Source organism: Neoroseomonas oryzicola (assembly GCF_012163135.1).
GTDB classification, from domain to species: domain Bacteria; phylum Pseudomonadota; class Alphaproteobacteria; order Acetobacterales; family Acetobacteraceae; genus Neoroseomonas; species Neoroseomonas oryzicola.
Map to the genome: position 1 here is coordinate 74,001 of NZ_JAAVUP010000003.1, position 16,272 is coordinate 90,272.

14 protein-coding genes are annotated in these 16,272 nt (G+C 73.1%); 9 read left to right on the forward strand and 5 right to left on the reverse strand.

From position 1 onward, the window contains the following. Nucleotides 1-42: 42 nt before the first annotated feature. Nucleotides 43-1,974, reverse strand: a complete 1,932-nt coding sequence (gene dnaK, locus GWK15_RS11875) for a molecular chaperone DnaK (RefSeq protein ID WP_168041550.1) — start codon at nt 1,972-1,974, stop codon at nt 43-45. Nucleotides 1,975-2,287: 313 nt separating this feature from the next. On the opposite strand from dnaK, the gene GWK15_RS11880 reads away from it, so the two are divergent. The 4 genes from GWK15_RS11880 to GWK15_RS11895 all read left to right on the forward strand — a co-directional run bounded on the left by GWK15_RS11880 (nt 2,288) and on the right by GWK15_RS11895 (nt 8,755). Continuing rightward, complete coding sequence (locus GWK15_RS11880; protein ID WP_168041551.1) at nt 2,288-3,664, forward strand: flavin monoamine oxidase family protein; 1,377 nt, start codon at nt 2,288-2,290, stop codon at nt 3,662-3,664. 96 nt (nt 3,665-3,760) lie between these two features. Continuing rightward, nucleotides 3,761-4,705, forward strand: a complete 945-nt coding sequence (locus tag GWK15_RS11885; RefSeq protein ID WP_168041552.1) for a tripartite tricarboxylate transporter substrate binding protein — start codon at nt 3,761-3,763, stop codon at nt 4,703-4,705. 124 nt (nt 4,706-4,829) lie between these two features. Beyond that, complete coding sequence (gene lysA, locus GWK15_RS11890) at nt 4,830-6,170, forward strand: diaminopimelate decarboxylase (protein WP_168041553.1); 1,341 nt, start codon at nt 4,830-4,832, stop codon at nt 6,168-6,170. Then, nucleotides 6,167-8,755, forward strand: coding sequence for a TIGR02302 family protein (locus GWK15_RS11895; protein WP_168041554.1), 2,589 nt, complete (start codon nt 6,167-6,169; stop codon nt 8,753-8,755). The genes lysA and GWK15_RS11895 overlap by 4 nt, the downstream gene beginning before the upstream one ends. Nucleotides 8,756-8,891: 136 nt before the next feature. Here the strand turns inward: GWK15_RS11895 and GWK15_RS11900 are convergent, their stop codons facing one another. Together GWK15_RS11900 and GWK15_RS11905 are read right to left on the reverse strand one after the other, a co-directional pair. Then, a complete protein-coding gene (locus tag GWK15_RS11900; RefSeq protein ID WP_168041555.1) occupies nt 8,892-9,473 on the reverse strand; it encodes an LOG family protein in 582 nt (193 codons plus the stop codon). Nucleotides 9,474-9,477: 4 nt separating this feature from the next. Further along, nucleotides 9,478-9,921 carry a MaoC family dehydratase gene (locus tag GWK15_RS11905; protein ID WP_168041556.1) on the reverse strand — a complete coding sequence of 148 codons (444 nt, stop codon included), beginning with the start codon at nt 9,919-9,921 and terminating at the stop codon, nt 9,478-9,480. Nucleotides 9,922-10,038: 117 nt separating this feature from the next. Between GWK15_RS11905 and GWK15_RS11910 the strand changes: the two genes are divergently transcribed. Next, nucleotides 10,039-11,169, forward strand: a complete 1,131-nt coding sequence (locus GWK15_RS11910) for a M20 family metallopeptidase (protein WP_168041557.1) — start codon at nt 10,039-10,041, stop codon at nt 11,167-11,169. A 122-nt stretch (nt 11,170-11,291) separates the two neighbouring features. Beyond that, nucleotides 11,292-11,738 carry a hypothetical protein gene (locus GWK15_RS11915; protein WP_168041558.1) on the forward strand — a complete coding sequence of 149 codons (447 nt, stop codon included), beginning with the start codon at nt 11,292-11,294 and terminating at the stop codon, nt 11,736-11,738. Nucleotides 11,739-11,854: 116 nt separating this feature from the next. Here GWK15_RS11915 and GWK15_RS11920 read toward each other — a convergent pair whose 3' ends face one another. Next, complete coding sequence (locus GWK15_RS11920) at nt 11,855-12,466, reverse strand: LysE family translocator (RefSeq protein WP_168041559.1); 612 nt, start codon at nt 12,464-12,466, stop codon at nt 11,855-11,857. A gap of 191 nt (nt 12,467-12,657) precedes the next feature. On the opposite strand from GWK15_RS11920, the gene GWK15_RS11925 reads away from it, so the two are divergent. Then, on the forward strand, nt 12,658-12,984 hold the full coding sequence (locus tag GWK15_RS11925; RefSeq protein WP_338147240.1) for a YnfA family protein: 327 nt from the start codon (nt 12,658-12,660) through the stop codon (nt 12,982-12,984). Nucleotides 12,985-13,039: 55 nt separating this feature from the next. Then, on the forward strand, nt 13,040-13,708 hold the full coding sequence (locus tag GWK15_RS11930) for an SDR family NAD(P)-dependent oxidoreductase (RefSeq protein WP_168041561.1): 669 nt from the start codon (nt 13,040-13,042) through the stop codon (nt 13,706-13,708). 132 nt (nt 13,709-13,840) lie between these two features. Here GWK15_RS11930 and GWK15_RS11935 read toward each other — a convergent pair whose 3' ends face one another. Then, the gene (locus tag GWK15_RS11935; RefSeq protein WP_168041562.1) at nt 13,841-15,199 is read right to left on the reverse strand and encodes a vWA domain-containing protein; all 1,359 of its coding nucleotides are present in this window, start codon (nt 15,197-15,199) and stop codon (nt 13,841-13,843) included. A gap of 97 nt (nt 15,200-15,296) precedes the next feature. Between GWK15_RS11935 and GWK15_RS11940 the strand changes: the two genes are divergently transcribed. Further along, a complete protein-coding gene (locus GWK15_RS11940; protein WP_168041563.1) occupies nt 15,297-16,184 on the forward strand; it encodes an MBL fold metallo-hydrolase in 888 nt (295 codons plus the stop codon). Nucleotides 16,185-16,272 lie beyond the last annotated feature (88 nt).

Consider the following 16,272-nt stretch of genomic DNA (forward strand, 5'->3'; position numbering starts at 1 on the left):
GAACCGGGCGGCGCGAACCATGGCTGGCGAAGCCTGCCCCGATCAGGACGGCTTGCGCTTGTTCGGGTCGACTTCCTCGAACTCCGCGTCGACGACCTTGTCGCCGCCGGGGGCCGCACCGCCCTGGCCGCCGGCACCGCCGGCAGCACCCTCGGCCGCCTTCTGCTCGGCCTGCGCCTTGTACAGCGCCTCGCCCATCTTCATCGCGGCCTGGCCCAGGCGGTCATTCGCCTTGGCCACCAGATCGGCGTCCTGCTTCTCCACCGCGGCGCGCGCGTCGGCGAGCGCGGATTCGACCTCGGCCTTCTCGGCCGGCGGGATCTTGTCCGCGTTGTCCTTCAGCGTCCGCTCGGTCGAATGCACCAGCGCGTCGAGCTGGTTGCGCGACTCGACGCTCTCGCGGCGCTTCTTGTCCGCCTCGGCATTCGCCTCGGCGTCCTTGACCATCCGCTCGATGTCGGCGTCCGACAGGCCCGACTTGGCCTGGATCTTGATCTGCTGCTCCTTGCCGGTCGCCTTGTCCTTCGCGCTGACGGACACGATGCCGTTCGCGTCGATGTCGAAGGTGACCTCGATCTGCGGCACGCCGCGCGGCGCCGCCGGGATCCCGGTCAGGTCGAAGGTGCCGAGCTGCTTGTTGTCGGCCGCCATCTCCCGCTCGCCCTGGTAGACCTTGATGGTCACCGCGGTCTGATTGTCGTCGGCCGTGGAGAAGACCTGCGACTTCTTGGTCGGGATGGTGGTGTTGCGGTCGATCAGGCGCGTGAACACCCCGCCCAGCGTCTCGATGCCGAGCGACAGTGGCGTCACGTCGAGCAGCAGGACGTCCTTCACGTCGCCCTTCAGCACGCCGCCCTGGATGGCGGCACCGATGGCCACGACCTCGTCCGGGTTGACGTTGCGCGCGGGCTCCTTGCCGAAGAAGGCCTTCACCGCGTCGATCACCTTCGGCATGCGCGTCATGCCGCCGACCAGGATGACCTCGTCGATCTCGCCCGCCGTCAGCCCGGCATCCTTCAGCGCCTGCTTGCAGGGCTCGAGCGTCTTGGTGATCAGGTCGTCCACCAGCGCCTCGAGCTTCGCGCGCGTCAGCTTCATCACCAGGTGCTTCGGCCCGGAGGCGTCGGCGGTGATGAAGGGCAGGTTGATCTCAGTCTCCTTCGAGGAGGAGAGCTCGATCTTCGCCTTCTCGGCCGCTTCCTTCAGGCGCTGCAGCGCCAGCTTGTCGCCGCGCAGGTCGATGCCCTGCTCCTTGCGGAACTCGTCGGCCAGGTAGTCGATGATGCGCTGGTCGAAATCCTCGCCGCCCAGGAAGGTGTCGCCGTTGGTGGACTTCACCTCGAAGACGCCGTCGCCGATTTCCAGCACCGACACGTCGAAGGTGCCGCCGCCGAGGTCATAGACCGCGATGGTGCCGCCCTTCTTCTGGTCCATGCCGTAGGCGAGCGCGGCCGCCGTCGGCTCGTTGATGATGCGCAGCACCTCGAGCCCCGCGATCGCGCCGGCTTCCTTGGTCGCCTGGCGCTGGGCGTCGTTGAAGTAGGCCGGGACGGTGATGACGGCCTGGGAGACGGTCTCGCCGAGATACGCTTCGGCGGTCTCCTTCATCTTGGTCAGGATCATCGCGCTGATCTGCTGCGGCGCGTAGTCCGTGCCGTCGACCTGCACCCAGGCGTCGCCATTGGCGGCCTTGGTGATCTTGAACGGCGCGAGGCCGATGTCCTTCTGCACCATCGGGTCGTCGAAGCGACGGCCGATCAGGCGCTTCACGGCGAACAGCGTCCCGGTCGGGTTGGTCACCGCCTGGCGCTTGGCGGACTGGCCGACGAGGCGCTCGCCGTTCTTGGCGAAGGCGACCATGGAGGGGGTGGTACGGGCACCCTCGGCGTTTTCGATGACCCGGACGTCCTTGCCTTCCATGATGGCGACGCACGAGTTGGTGGTGCCGAGGTCGATGCCGATGACCTTGCTCATCCGATACTCTCCTCTGCGGCAGGCGGGGTCGGCCCGAGAGGTGGCACCGTGCCCGCCCCCTGTGCTGAACCGGCGGCGAGCGCCGCCGCGGATGGGGTGGTTGGGGATCCCTGCGCGGGGCAGGGCTCATGACCGATCGCATGTATTGATCCGCGCGGCTGGGGACAAGTCCCGGATCCACGCTGCGACGCACCCTTTGTGCCCAGACGGGCCGCCGGCCGCCTTGCGGCGGCGCAAGACGTGATCCGCATTCGTTGCGCCGGCGGCCCTCGCCTCCCTAGGCTCCCCGAAAATCGCCGGGAAGGACAACCGCATGGCCGCGCTGCCGGGCGCCAGCCGCCGCACCCTGCTCCGCCTGCTCGCCGCCGCCGCGGCATCCCCCCTTGGCCCCGCGCGGGCGCAGGGTCGGCCACTCGAGGTCATCGTGGTCGGCACGGGCCTCGCCGGGCTCGGCTGCGCCCGGGCGCTGGCGGATTCCGGCCACCGCGTCACGGTGCTCGAGGCCCGGACCCGCACCGGCGGCCGCCTGCATACGGTCGACTTCCAGGGCGTTCGGCTCGACCTCGGCGGCGCCTGGATCCATGGGCCGGAGGGCAATCCCCTCACCCCGCTCGCCGATGCCGCCGGCATCCGGCGGATGCCGACCTATGACGCCCGATCCGTCATGGCGGATGCCGACGGCCGCCGCCTCACCGAGGCCGAGACGGCCGCCATCTTCGACACCGTCGGGCGCCTCATCGCCCATGACAGCCCCTATGCCTGGCGGGGTGCCGCCGACGTCTCGCTGGCCGAGGCCGTCCCCCTGCTCGACCCCATCACGCGGACCGTCCCCTACGACCGCCGGGTCTCCCGCTGGCTCGCCGCCTATGTCGCCGGCTATGCCGGGGGCGACGCGGCGGAGGTCTCGGCCCAGGGCTGGTTCGGCGGGGAAGGCGAGATCCCCGAGGAGAACCACCTCCTCGACCGCGGCTACAACGCCATCACGGACCTGCTGGCGCGCGGCCTCGACATCCGGCTGCGCCACCCCGTCCGCGCCATCCGCCTGGCCGGGTCCGGCGTGGTCGTCGCCACCGCCGACCAGGCCTTCTTCGCCGACCGGGTGGTGGTCACCCTGCCGCTCGGCGTGCTCAAGCGCGGCGACGTCGAGTTCGACCCGCCGCTGCCCGCCGCCCACCAAGGCGCGATAGCGCGCATCGGCAACGGGCTGCTGAACAAGATCGTCCTCGCCTTCCCCCGCCCCTTCTGGCCGCCCGAGGCGCATTACCTGCGCAGCCTGTCGGACCTGCGCGACAACGCCGCGCCCGAACTCGTCAGCCTGCAGCCCCATCTCGGCCGGCCGGTGCTGGTCGGCCTGGTCGGCGGCTCGGCCGCCCAGCGGATCGAGATGCTGCCCGACCCCGCCCAGGTCGCCCTGGTGATGGAGGTCCTGCGCCGGATGTTCGGCAGCGCCGTCCCCGACCCCACCGCGACGCGGGTCACCCGCTGGTCCCGCGACGTCTTCGCCCGCGGCTCCTATTCCTTCCTGCCGGTCGGCGCCTCGCTCGCGGACCACGCCGCGCTGTGCCGCCCCGTCGAGGGCCGCATCTTCCTGGCCGGCGAGGCCGCGACGACCGAGGCCCCCTCCTACGCCCATGGCGCCCTGCTCGGCGGCCGGCGCGCGGCGCGGGAGGTGGCGGCAAGCGCAGGCTGAGCGTTCGTTCGACGGCCCCCGCGCCGGCCGGGACTGTCCCCCGGCGCGCCGGCGTCCTAGCCTCGGCGGCAACGATACGAACAGGGAGCAACGTCCATGAACCCCCGCCGGGCCCTTCTTGCCGCCGCCTCCGGGCTCCTCGCCGCGCCGGGCCTCGCCCGCGCCTGGGAACCCGCGCGCCCCGTCCAGCTCATCATCGGCTTCCCGCCGGGCGGCGGGACCGACCTGCAGGCCCGCGCCCTCGCCGAGGCCGCCGCGCGCCACTTCCCCGTGCCGCTGATCGCCCTGAACCGCCCCGGCGCCGGCGGCGCGATCGCCGCCCAGCAGGTCGCGGGCATGGCGCCGGACGGGCTGAACCTGCTGGTCGGCGGCGGATCCGAGAGCACCTCCCTGCCCGCCTTCCGCGACCTGCCCTACGACCCCAAGCGGTCCTTCCGCGCCGTCATCCGCATGACCCGCCAGCCCCTGCTGATCGTGGCCAAGCGCGGCGGCCGCTACGAGACGGTCGCCCAGTTCATCGACGCCGCGAAGCGCGCCCCCGGCACCGTCTCGCACGCCTCCTCCGGCATCGGGTCGATCTACCACGCGGTCTTCGTGCTGCTGACCAACAAGGCCGGGGTCGAGATGCTGCACGTCCCCTTCAGCGGCGGCGCACCTTCCCTGCAGGCGCTGCTCGCGGGCACCGTGGACCTCGCGGTGCTGGCCCCCGAGGAGACCGGCGGCATGGTGCAGTCGGGCGAGATCCGTGCGCTGGCGGTCTGCTCGGCCGACCGCATCCCGATCCTGCCGCAGGTGCCAACCCTGCGCGAGCAGGGCTGGGACCTGGTGATCGAGAACATGAAAGGCCTGAACGCCCCGGCCGGCCTGCCGGACGAGATCTACGTCTCACTGCACGACCGCTTCCGCCGGGCGATGAACGAACCGGCCTGGACGGGCTTCCTCGAACGGACCGGCACCTTCCCCGGATACCTGGACGGGCCGGGATACCAGGCGGCGACGGATGCGGTGATCGACGCGCTCAGGGCGGCGCTGCGGAAGTGAAGGCGGGGGGAGAAGGGAACTTCTCCCCCCCAAGCCCCCCCCTCAACCTTCTTTGGAACGCAAGGGGCGGCTCCGGCCCTTGATCCGCCTTGCGGATGCCGCGTCCCGTCCCGACAATAGCGGGATGGCCGCCCCCCTTGCCCTGACCGACGCCGCCGACCCCTCCTTCGCGGAGCTGCTGGCCCTTCGCCCCCACCTCTCCCTCCACGCCATGGACGGCCTGGTGATGGAGGAGGTCCCGCTCGCCCGCATCGCCAAGGAGGTCGGCACGCCGGCCTGGGTCTATTCCGCCGGCGCGCTGCGCCGCCGCGCCCGGTCGCTGAAGTCGGCGCTGACCAATGCCGGCCTGACCGCGACCGTGCACTTCGCCATGAAGTGCAACGACAACCTCGCCGTGCTGAAGGTCCTCGCCGCCGAAGGCCTCGGCGCCGACGTGGTCAGCGAGGGCGAGCTCCGCATCGCCCGCGCCGCCGGCATTCCCGCCTCGGCCATCGTCTTCTCGGGCGTCGGCAAGACCGCCTCCGAGATCCGCCACGCCATCGAGCAGGACATCTTCCAGATCAACGCCGAAAGCGCGGAGGAGATCGCGATGATCTCCGCCATCGCCGACGGCCTGGGCAAGACCGCGCGCGTCGCCCTGCGCGTGAACCCCGACGTGGACGCCAAGACCCACGCGAAGATCACCACCGGCAAGAGCGAGAACAAGTTCGGCGTCGCCTTCGAGGACGCGCCCGCGATCTACGCCCACATGGCGGCCCTGCCCGGCATCGCGCCCATGGGCATCGCGACCCATATCGGCAGCCAGATCACCGCCGGCATGGCCGCCTACCGCGCTGCCTATGCCCGCCTCGCGGAGATGGTGAAGGCCCTGCGCGCCCAGGGCCTGCCGGTGGAGCGCGTCGATTGCGGCGGCGGCCTCGGTATCCCCTACCGCGACGAACCCGCACCCTCCCCCGAAGCGCTCGCCGGCGCCATTCGCGCCACGCTGGGCGAGCTCGGCCTGCCGGTGATGCTCGAACCCGGCCGCTGGATCGCCGGTCCGGCCGGCGTGCTGCTCGCCTCGGTCGTGCTGCAGAAGCAGGGCGCGGCGCATCGCTTCGTCGTGGTCGACGCCGCCATGAACGACCTCGTGCGCCCGGCCATGTACGAGGCCTGGCACGGCATCGTCCCGGTCTCGGGCGCACGCGCCGCCTCGCCGCTCTCGGCGGCCGAGGTCGTCGGCCCGGTCTGCGAGACCGGCGACACCTTCGCCCGCGGTCGCCTCCTGCCGCACCTCGCGACCGGCGACGCGGTCGCCTTCCTCGATGCCGGCGCCTATGGCGCGGTGATGTCCTCGACCTACAACGCCCGCCCCCTGGCGCCCGAGGTCCTGGTCGACGGCACGCGCTACGCCGTGGTGCGCGAACGCCAGACCTACGAGGAATTGCTGCACGGCCAGCGCGTGCCGGGCTGGCTCGCCACATGACGCCCCAGGCGCCCGACCGGCTCTCCACGCGGCTCGCCCGCCGGACCCGGCTCGCGCGCCTCGCGCTCTGGTGGGAAGCGGCCTGGGTGGCGCTCTGGCCGCCGCTCGGCGTCATCGGCCTGTTCGGCGTCGTAGCGCTGTCCGGCCTGCCGCTGGTGCTGCCCTGGCCGCTGCACCTGCTCCTCCTCGCCGCCTTCGCCGCCGCCCTCGGCTGGACCGCGTGGCGTGCCGCGCAGCACCTTGCCCTGCCCGGCACCGATGCCGCCGAACGCCGTCTCGAACGCGATTCCGGCCTTGCCCACCGGCCCATCGCCACGCTCGCCGACCGCCCGTCCGGCAACGACCCGGTCGCCCTCGCGCTGTGGGAGGCGCATCGCCGCCGCGCCGCCGAACGGCTCGCCCGGCTGCGCGTCGCGGCCCCGCATCCCGGCCTCGCCCGGCGCGACCGGCTGGCGCTGCGCGGTGGCCTCTCCGTCGCCCTCGTCGCCGCCCTCGTCGTCGCGGGCCCCGAGGCCCCCGAACGCCTGCGTCGCGCCCTGACCCCGCATATCGGCGGCACCGCCCTGCCGAGCGCGCCCTCCGTCCGGCTCGAGGCCTGGATCACCCCACCCGCCTATACCGGCGCCGCGCCGCTGTTCCTGGACCCTGCCGGCGGCGCCGTCACCGCCCCGGCCGGCAGCCGGCTGCAGGTCGCGCTCTCCGGTGGTTCCGGCGGCACGCCCGACCTGCTGCTCGACGGCACCGCCACGCCCTTCCGCGGCCTCGACCGCGGGTCCTTCGCCATCGAGGTGCCGATCGAACAGGGCGGCCGCCTCACCGTCCGCCGCGACGGGACCGAGGTCGCCGCCTGGACGCTCGCCGTCCGCGCCGATGCCCCGCCGACCGCCGCCTGGGACCAGCCCCCCGCCCGCGCCACGCGCGGCCTCGCTATCCGCCTGCCCTGGCGGGCCGAGGACGATTGGGGCCTCGCCGGCCTGCGCGTCGAACTGCGCCTGAAGCCGCGCCCCGAGGCCGAGCCCGTCGTGCTCGACCTGCCCATCCCTTCGGGCAATCCGCGCAGCGCCCGCGGCGCCGCCCAGCCCGACCTCTCCGCCCATCCCTGGGCCGGGCTGGAAGTCGAAGCGCGCCTGGTCGCCCGCGACCACGCCGGCCAGGAAGGCCGCAGCGAGGGCGCCTTCCTCGAACTGCCCGAACGCTCCTTCACCCATCCGGTCTCCCAGCAGCTCATCGCGCTGCGCAAGGCGCTGTCCGTCGATCCCACCGGCCGCGAGCCCGCCCGCCGCGAGCTCGACCGCATCGCCGCGAGCCCCGAGGCCTTCGAGCACGACACCGGCACCTACCTCGCGCTGCGCAGCGCGCGGCACCGCCTGCAGCGCGACCGCCGCCCCGCCGCCATCGCCGAGGTGCAGGAGATCCTCTGGACCATCGCCCTCGCGCTCGAGGAAGGGCGCACCGACCGCACCGCGCGCGCGCTCGCCGAAGCCCGCCAGGCGCTGCGCGACGCGCTCGAGGAAGCGCGCCGCGATCCGCAGAACCGCAGCGAGGAACAGCGCGCCGAGCTGCAGCGCCGCATCGAGGAACTGCGCGAGGCGATCCGCCGCCACCTCGAGGCACTGGCCGAACGCCTGCAGCGCGAGAACGCCGAGGCCCTGCCCTACGACCCGCAGCAGCGCCTGATGGACCAGCGCGAGCTCGACCGCCGCACGCGCCGCATGGAACAGGCCGCGCGCGAAGGCCGCCCCGAGGACGCCGAGCGCGAATTGGCGGAACTCGAGGAGATGCTCCGTGGCCTCGAGGAAGGCCGCAACATGCGCGCCGAGGACCGCCAGCGGCAGCAGCAGCGCCAGCGCGGGAACCAGCAGATGGGCGCCGTGCAGGACATGGTGCGCCGCCAGGCCGAGATGCTCGACCGCGCCCACCAGCGCGGCACCGAGGCCGAGCGCGAGCGCGCCCAGCAGCCCCGCCAGTCCTTCCGCCCCTTCCAGCAGCCCCCGCAGCAACAGCCCCAGGCCGACAGCCGCGCCCAGGACCAGCGCAACCAGCAGAGCCAGCAGGACGCCCGCGTGCAGCGGGCGATGCGCCGCGCCCTCGGCGAGCTCATGCAGCAGTTCGGGGATCTGACCGGCGACGTGCCCCCGCAACTCGGCGAGGCCGACCGCGCCATGCGCGATTCCGCCGAGGCCCTGCGCGAAGGCCGCGACAGCCGCGACGCCCAGCAGCGCGCCATCCGCGCCCTGACCGAAGGCGGCCGCCAGATGGCCCAGCAGATGCAGCGCCAGTTCGGCCAGGGCCAGGCCGGCGAGGGCGAGGAGGAAGACGGCGAAGGCGAGGGCATGGCCGGCGGCCAGCAGGGCGGCGAGGGCCAGGACCAGGCGCAGGAACAGGGCCAGGGCCGCGACCCGCTCGGCCGCCGCACGCGCGAGGCCCCTGGCGGGCAGGACAACGCCTCCGACACGCGCGTGCCGGACGAGGCCGAAATGCTGAAGACGCGCCGGATCCAGGAAGAACTGCGCCGGCGCGGCGCGGACCGCGAAAGGCCGCCGGCGGAACTGGACTACATCGACAGGCTGCTCAGGCAGTTCTGAAGGTCGGGGGAGGGGAACCTCCCCCGAACCCCCTCCCTTCTTTCGTCACCTGGCGCCGCCCTCGACGGTCAGTTCCCAGGTGCCAAAGAAGGTTGAGGGGGGCGCGGGGGGAGAAGTTCCCTTCTCCCCCCGCCCTTCACGCCTCCCCCGGCCTCAACCACCGCGGCACGTCCAGCGGCACGAACCTCTCGAGCGCATCGAGCGCCGCCTCCGCATCCGGCGCCAGCATCGCCATCGGCCGCATCTCCGGCCGCAGCAGCCCTTCGGCCATCATGTGGTCGAACATCGCCATCTGCCGCTGCCAGAAGCCCAGCGTATCGACGAAGACCACGCCCTTGCGCTGGATGCCGAGCTGCAGCCAGGTCAGCGCCTCGACCGCTTCCTCGAGCGTGCCGTAGCCGCCGGGCAGCACGACGAAGCCGTCCGACATCTCGGCCATCATCGCCTTGCGTTCGTGCATGGAGGCGACGACGCGCAGGTCGGGCAGGTCGCGGTTGCCGGCTTCGCGCATCACCAGCCCATGCGGGATGATCCCGGTGACCGGCGCGCCCGAGGCCAGCGCGGCGCGCGAGACGATTCCCATCAGCCCGACCGCGCCGCCGCCGAACACCAGACCCAGACCGCGCGCGGCGATGGCGCGGCCCAGCGCCTCGGCCGCGGCGGCGTATTCCGGCCGCGCGCCGGCGGCCGACCCGCAGAAGACGCAGACGCGGCGCATCGGCTTATTCCGCGGCCTTCACGACATGCGCGCGCGACGGCACCGAGACATAAGCCTCGCCTTCCAGCACCGGCTCGCCCTTCACGGTGCAGACGGTGCGCAGCGTGGCGCGGTGCTTCTCGGGGTGCAGGGCGGCGACCTCGACGGTCGCGGTCACCGTCTCCCCGATGCGGACCGGGGCGCGGAACTTCAGCGACTGGGACATGTAGATCGTGCCGGGACCGGGGAGCTGCGTGCCGAGCACCTTGGTGATCAGCCCCGCCGCCAGCATCCCGTGCGCGATGCGTTCCTTGAAGATCGAGGTCGCGGCGTATTCCGCGTCGAGGTGCATCGGGTTGGTGTCGCCGGTGACCGCGGCGAACAGCACGATGTCGGCCTCGGTGATGGTCTTGGAGAACTTCGCGGTGAGGCCGACGGTCAGGTCCTCGAAGAAGTAGCTCTCGGGCATGGGGCGGTAATCCCGTTGTGCGCTGCGGCGCGGTCGTTACCGGCCCCGCCGAGGATGGACAAGCGAAAACCCCCCTGCCAGAAGCCCCGCCACCCCACAGGACCAGGACCCCGTCCCATGCCGCAGACCGAGATCGGTTCCTCCGAACGCCTGCTCGAGGAACTCAAGGGCTGGGTGCTGCATGAGACGCCGACGACGGACGCGGCCGCCGTGAACGGCCTGATCGGCAAGGCGGAGGCCGAGCTGCGCGCGGTCGGCGCGGCGCTGGAACGGATCCCCGGCCGCGACGGCTACGGCGACACGCTGATCGCCCGCACGCCGGGCGAAGGCGCCCCGGTCGTGGTCGCCGGCCACCTCGACACCGTCTGGGACATCGGTACGCTCGCGACCTCGATGCCCTGGAAGATCGACGGCGCCAAGGCGCACGGCCCCGGCATCTACGACATGAAGGCCGGGTCCTTCTTCGCCTTCCATTCCGTGCGCGAGATCCTGCGCCAGAAGGTGAAGACGAAGCGCCCGATCATCCTGTTGCTCACGCCCGACGAGGAAGTGGGCAGCCCGACGTCCCGCGCGCCGATCGAGCAGGCCGCGACGGGCGCCCGCGCCGTGCTGATCCCCGAACCCGCCGGCGGCCCGCAGGGTGCCTGCGTCACCGCCCGCAAGGGCGTGGGCCGCTTCGTGATGAAGGTCCACGGCGTCTCGGCCCATGCCGGGGGCAACTGGCAGGACGGGCGCAGCGCGGTGGTGGCGCTGGCGAAGAAGATCCTCGAGGTCCATGCGCTCACCGACCTCGCCGGCGGCACGACCACGAATGTCGCGCCGATCTGGGGCGGCACCCGCCCCAACGTCGTCCCGCCTGAGGCCGGCTGCGAGATCGACTGCCGCGTCACCTCCATCCCCGAGGGCGAGCGCATCGAACGCCTGATCCACGCCATGGCCGGCGAGGCCGACGGCATCCGCATCGAGGTCGAGGGCGGCATGAACCGCCCCCCCATGGTCGAGACGCCGGCGATCACCGCGCTGTACGACATGGCGCGCGGCATCGCGGCGAAGCACGGCTACGACCTGCCGAAGCAGCATCGCGGCGGTGGCTCGGACGGCAACTTCACCGCAGCGATCGGCATCCCGACGCTGGACGGCCTCGGCTGCACCGGCGCCGGCGCCCATGCGCCCTTCGAGCACATCCTGTGGACCGACCTCGCCCCGCGTTGCGCGACGCTGTGCGAGTTGCTCGAGACGATCGACTGACGCACCACCCCCGGTGCCGACCACACGTCGTGGTTGACGCTGGCATTGCCAGTTCAATTTGACTTGCCATCGCCCCGACCTCTTGCCTGAAATATGCCGCGGCGAGAACGAAAGGGGATGGCATGTCAGGTTGGGGAAAGCCCGGTGGCCTCGCGGCCGTCATGGCGGCGCCGAACGCGCAGCAGCAGCAGGCGCAGCTGGAAGCCGAGGCGAAGCGGAAGGTCGAAGAAGCCGCCCGCGCCCTCCGTTTGCGCGCGGAAGCCCTGCGCAACAAGGTCGAGGAGTGCATCAAGACCGGCGGCGGCATCAGCGGCAACTACGTCCAGGACGACCAGTACACCGCGCCGGGCTACTGGACGACGAACGAGACGACCATGGCCTTCGACCTGTGGAAGCAGCTCTACGAGGCGAAGGCCCCCGGCAGCGTCGTCTCGCTGCAGATCCACATGATGGGACCGTCGGCGAAGTATACGGGTGGCCGCAACGGCGCGATCCAGGCGAACTTCATCCGCCTCAAGCAGACGGGCAAGGCCGGCCGCTACAACGTCCACATCGACGTCCGCGACTGATCCCCGGCGACGCTTCCGTCCGCCTGCGCTCGCGACAACGTCTCCGGCCGATTGGTGGCGCGGACATCTTCACCCGGTCCGGTGGGTCCGCCTGATCGGGATCCGCCCTGGCACCTTCAGCCGAACGCCGCGCGCAGCAGGCAGGCGACCCCCGCGGCCGTCGTCGCCGCCCCGGCCAGCCCGCGCATCGCGACCCGCCAGCGCGGCGCCTGCCGCGCCGTGGCGATCCGCGCCGCCGTCACCGCATAGCCGCCATAGATGACGACCCCCGTGGCCGCATAGGCCGCCGCGAGGCCGCCGACCTGCAGCCAGGACGGCGCCCTGCCGTCCGAGGCTGCGAGCCCCATCGCGGCGAGGAAGGGCAGCGACACCGGATTGGCCGCGACGATGCCGAGGCCCGAGAGACCCGCGCCGATCCGCCCGCCCGCGATCCGGGCCGGCGCGGTCCCGTCCGCCGCGCGCCGCAGGGCGCGCAGCCCGATCAGCACCAGCACCGCGCCCGCGGCCGCCTGCATCGCGACGAGGCAGCCCGCCTGCAGCCGCAGCGCGGCCCCGGCCGACAGGCTCGTCGCCAGCAGCGCGGCCTGGCCCAGCACCAGCCCCGCGATCGCCGCCCCCGCCAGGCGCAGCCCGCCGGACAGCGCGCAGCCGACCACATGCGCCACCGCCGGGCCGGGTGCCGCCACCACCAGCGTCGCCATCCCCAGGAAGGCCAGCGGATCGACCATGCGCGATCTCCCTTCGCCGCCGTGGCGCCCGGGCCGGATGGCCGCGGGCCCGCCACGCCGCGCGAGGGCGATGGACACCGCCGCGTCCGCGAATGTCCCGAAGCCGGATCGAATTTCCGCCGAAGATGTCCCGATGCCGCGCCTGGCCGGTAGGATCGCGCCCTTCGAACCATCCAAGGGGCCGGGCAGCGGTGCGGATCTGGGGTGTCTATGCGGCGGCCGCGGCGGCCGAGATCGGCGGCTGCTTCGCCGTCTGGGCCGTGCTGCGCCTCGGCCGCAGCGCGTGGTGGCTCGCGGCGGCCGTCGTGCTTCTGCTGCTCTTCGCCTGGCTGCTCACCCGCGTCGACACCGAGGCCGCCGGGCGCGCCTTCGCCGCCTATGGCGGGGTCTACATCGCGGCGTCGCTCGCCTGGATGTGGGGTGTCGAGGGCCTGCGCCCGGACCTCTGGGACCTCGCCGGCGCGGCGCTCTGCCTGGCCGGCGCCGCGGTCATCCTGCTCGCCCCGCGGGGGGCGTGACGCGGCGCGCCCGCCGCCCCACATCCGCAACACGCATCGACGAGGAACGCAGGCAATGCCGAAGGCCCTGATCATCGGCGCGGGGGACGGGCTTTCGGCCTCCCTCGCGCGGCTTCTGGCACGGGAGGGCTACGCCGTCGCGCTGGCCGCCCGCAACGTCGCGAAGCTCGACGCCCTGGTGTCCGAGACCGAGGCCGTCGCCCATGCCTGCGACGCGGCGTCGGAAGCCGACATCGCCCGCCTCTTCGACGCCGAGGGCGATGCCGAGGTGGTGGTCTACAACCCCTCCTTCCGCACCCGCGGCCCGATCGCGGACCTCGTCCCGGCGGATGTGCAGAAGTCGCTGCAGGTCTGCGCCTTCGGCGCCTTCCTCGCGGCGCAGCAGGCCGCACGGCGGATGCTCCCGCGCAGGGCGGGCACCATCCTGCTCACCGGCGCCTCGGCCGGCGTGAAGGGCTATCCGCAGTCGGCCCCCTTCGCGATGGGCAAGTTCGCGCTGCGCGGCCTCGCGCAGTCCCTCGCGCGCGAGCTGCATCCGCAGGGCGTGCATGTCGCCCACATCGTCATCGACGGCGGCATCCGCAGCGCGCGCCGGCCCGAGACCGGCGACGACACGCTGCTCGACCCCGACGCGATCGCCGAGACCTACCTCCAGCTCATCCGCCAGCCGCGCTCGGCCTGGTCCTGGGAGATAGAGGTCAGGCCCTGGGTGGAGAAGTTCTGACCCTCACGCCAAGGCGGACGAGGGCTTCACCTTCGTCCCCCTCAAGCACCGGGCGGGGCCATTGGCGCCGCGGCACGCGCCACGGCGCGCTCGCCCCTTCGGGCCGCGGGTCGGAACGTCGCGCGCGGGGTATCAGTCCTCCGCCCGCAGCACGACCACGACCACCTGCTCGCTCCGCACCTCGACATCCGCCGTGCTGCGACCGTCGCGCCCTTCGCGCACCACGCGATAGCGCCCGGGCGGGAGGGTGACGACGCCGGCCTCGGCGCGCATCTCCTCGACGACGGGCTCGCGCGCCCCCTCGCGCGTGATCGTCAGGCGCGCCGGCGCCTTGGCGAAGTCCTCGCTGCGCAGCGCAAGGCCCCCGAAGCCCAGCGGCAGGTGCAGCAGCGCCACGTCGCCCGCCGCGACCGTCGCCGCGCCGCGCGCTTCGATCGCGCCCATGCGCGCGACCATCTCGTGCGGCCCGGCGGGCACCAGGAAGGCGGGCGCACCCTCGGTGATCTCCTCCCCGCCCTCGACCAGCGCGACGCGCACATCGCCGCCGACGCGCCGGCCCGAGGGTACGCTCCGCGCATCGCCCACCAGCCAGCCGGCATCCAGCACGACCTCGACGCGCCCCGGCCCGCCCGGCGGCACCGTGACCGGCACCGGGCCGCGCCGGACCAGCGGCGTCTCCACCGTCACCTCGTAGTCCCCGGCGCGGAGGTCGAGGAACCGCCCGAAGGGCTCGCCATCCATCGCGACCTGCGCGCCCCCGCGCAGCACGCGGATGCGCGCATCGCCGGTCATCGGGTCGCATTCGGCACACAGCCGCACGGTCACGATCAGCCGCGGCTGCGGCACCTGCTCGGCGCGCGGGGATTCCGCCCGGGGGCCGGGCACCGGCTGCGCCGCCGCGCGGTCGAGCGCCTGGGCCAGCTGCGCCGCATCCCGCGCCACCATCGCCCGCCCGCCCGTGACTTCGGCCATGCAGCGCAGCTGCGCGACCGCCGCCGGTTCGGCCACCGCGAAGGCGATGCTGTGCACCACGAGGCGCGGCGTCGTGCGGACCAGCTGCTGCGCCACCGCGCAGGGGTCGGGATGGCAGGTCTCGACCCCGTCCGAGACCAGGATGACGCTGCCCCCGCCGGGGCCCAGCGCCTCGGCCGCCTGGCGCAGCGATTCCGCGATCGGCGTGCGCCCGCGCGGCATGATCCGCCCGGCCTGGGCCGCGACCGCGGCCGCACCCGGCGCCGGGGCGCGCAGCAGCTCGACGTCGCCGCAATCCCGCGCCCGCCGGTGGCCATAGGCGACGAGCCCCACCGGCCGCCCGGCCGGCCAGCGCCCCATCAGCGCCTCCACCGCCTCGCGCAGCGTGTCGGCCTTGGTCCGCCCGTCCAGCCGCCCCCACATGGAGGAGGATCCGTCGAGCACGAGCACCGCCGGCTGCGCCGCGGCGCCCCCGGCGAGGAGAAGCAGGAATGCGAGGATCAGGCCCGCGCGGCGCATCGGGAAGTCTTCCGTTCTTGATGCCGGGACCGCCCTTGCCGCGGCAGTTCCCGGAGAATGATCTATCTGCGAACATGCGTCCCAGGAGGCGAAAACCATGACCCAGGCCCGCGCCGCGATCCGTGCCTTCTTCGACGAGCCGACCAACACCGTCTCCTACCTGGTGTGGGACCCCGCGACGAAGCGCGGCGCCATCATCGACCCGGTGCTCGACTGGGACAACCGCTCGGGCACCGCGGACGTCGCCTTCGCCGACCGCATCCTCGCCGCCGCGCAGGATGAAGGCATCGCGATCGACTGGGTGCTCGAGACCCACGCCCATGCCGACCACCTGACGGCCGCGCCCTACATCAAGTCCCGCACCGGCGCGCCGATCGGCATCGGGGAGCACATCACCGAGGTGCAGGCGATCTTCCGCCCGGTCTTCCACGCCGATGACGTGAAGCCCGGGGGCGGCGACTTCGACCGGCTGTTCAAGGACGGGGAACGCTTCGCGCTGGGCAGCCTGGAGGTCGAGGTGCTGCACACCCCCGGCCACACGCCGGCCTGCATCTCCTACAAGATCGGCGACGACGTCTTCGTCGGCGACACGCTGTTCATGCACGACTACGGCACGGCGCGGGCGGATTTCCCCGGCGGCGATGCGCGGCAGTTGTTCCGGTCCATGAAGCGCATCCTCGCCCTGCCGCCGGAAACGCGGCTGTGGATCTGCCACGACTACAAGGCGCCGGGACGCGATGCCTATGCCTGGGAATCGACCGTCGCCGAACAGCGCGCGATGAACCCGCATGTGAAGGACGGCGTGACCGAGGAGGAGTTCGTCGCTTTCCGCACGGCGCGCGACGCGAAGCTCGCCGCGCCGTTGCTGCTGCTGCCGTCCATCCAGGTGAACATCCGCGCCGGCCGCTTCCCGCCGGCCGAGAGCAACGGCGTGCGCTACCTGCTGGTGCCGGTCACGCCGCGCAAGACCGAGGCCCTGGCCTGACGGGGCAGTCCGGAGGCCGGCACCGGCCCGCACCCCCACCCGGCCACCCATTCCAGGATACTGACGTGGGTGGCCGGGTGGGGGTGCG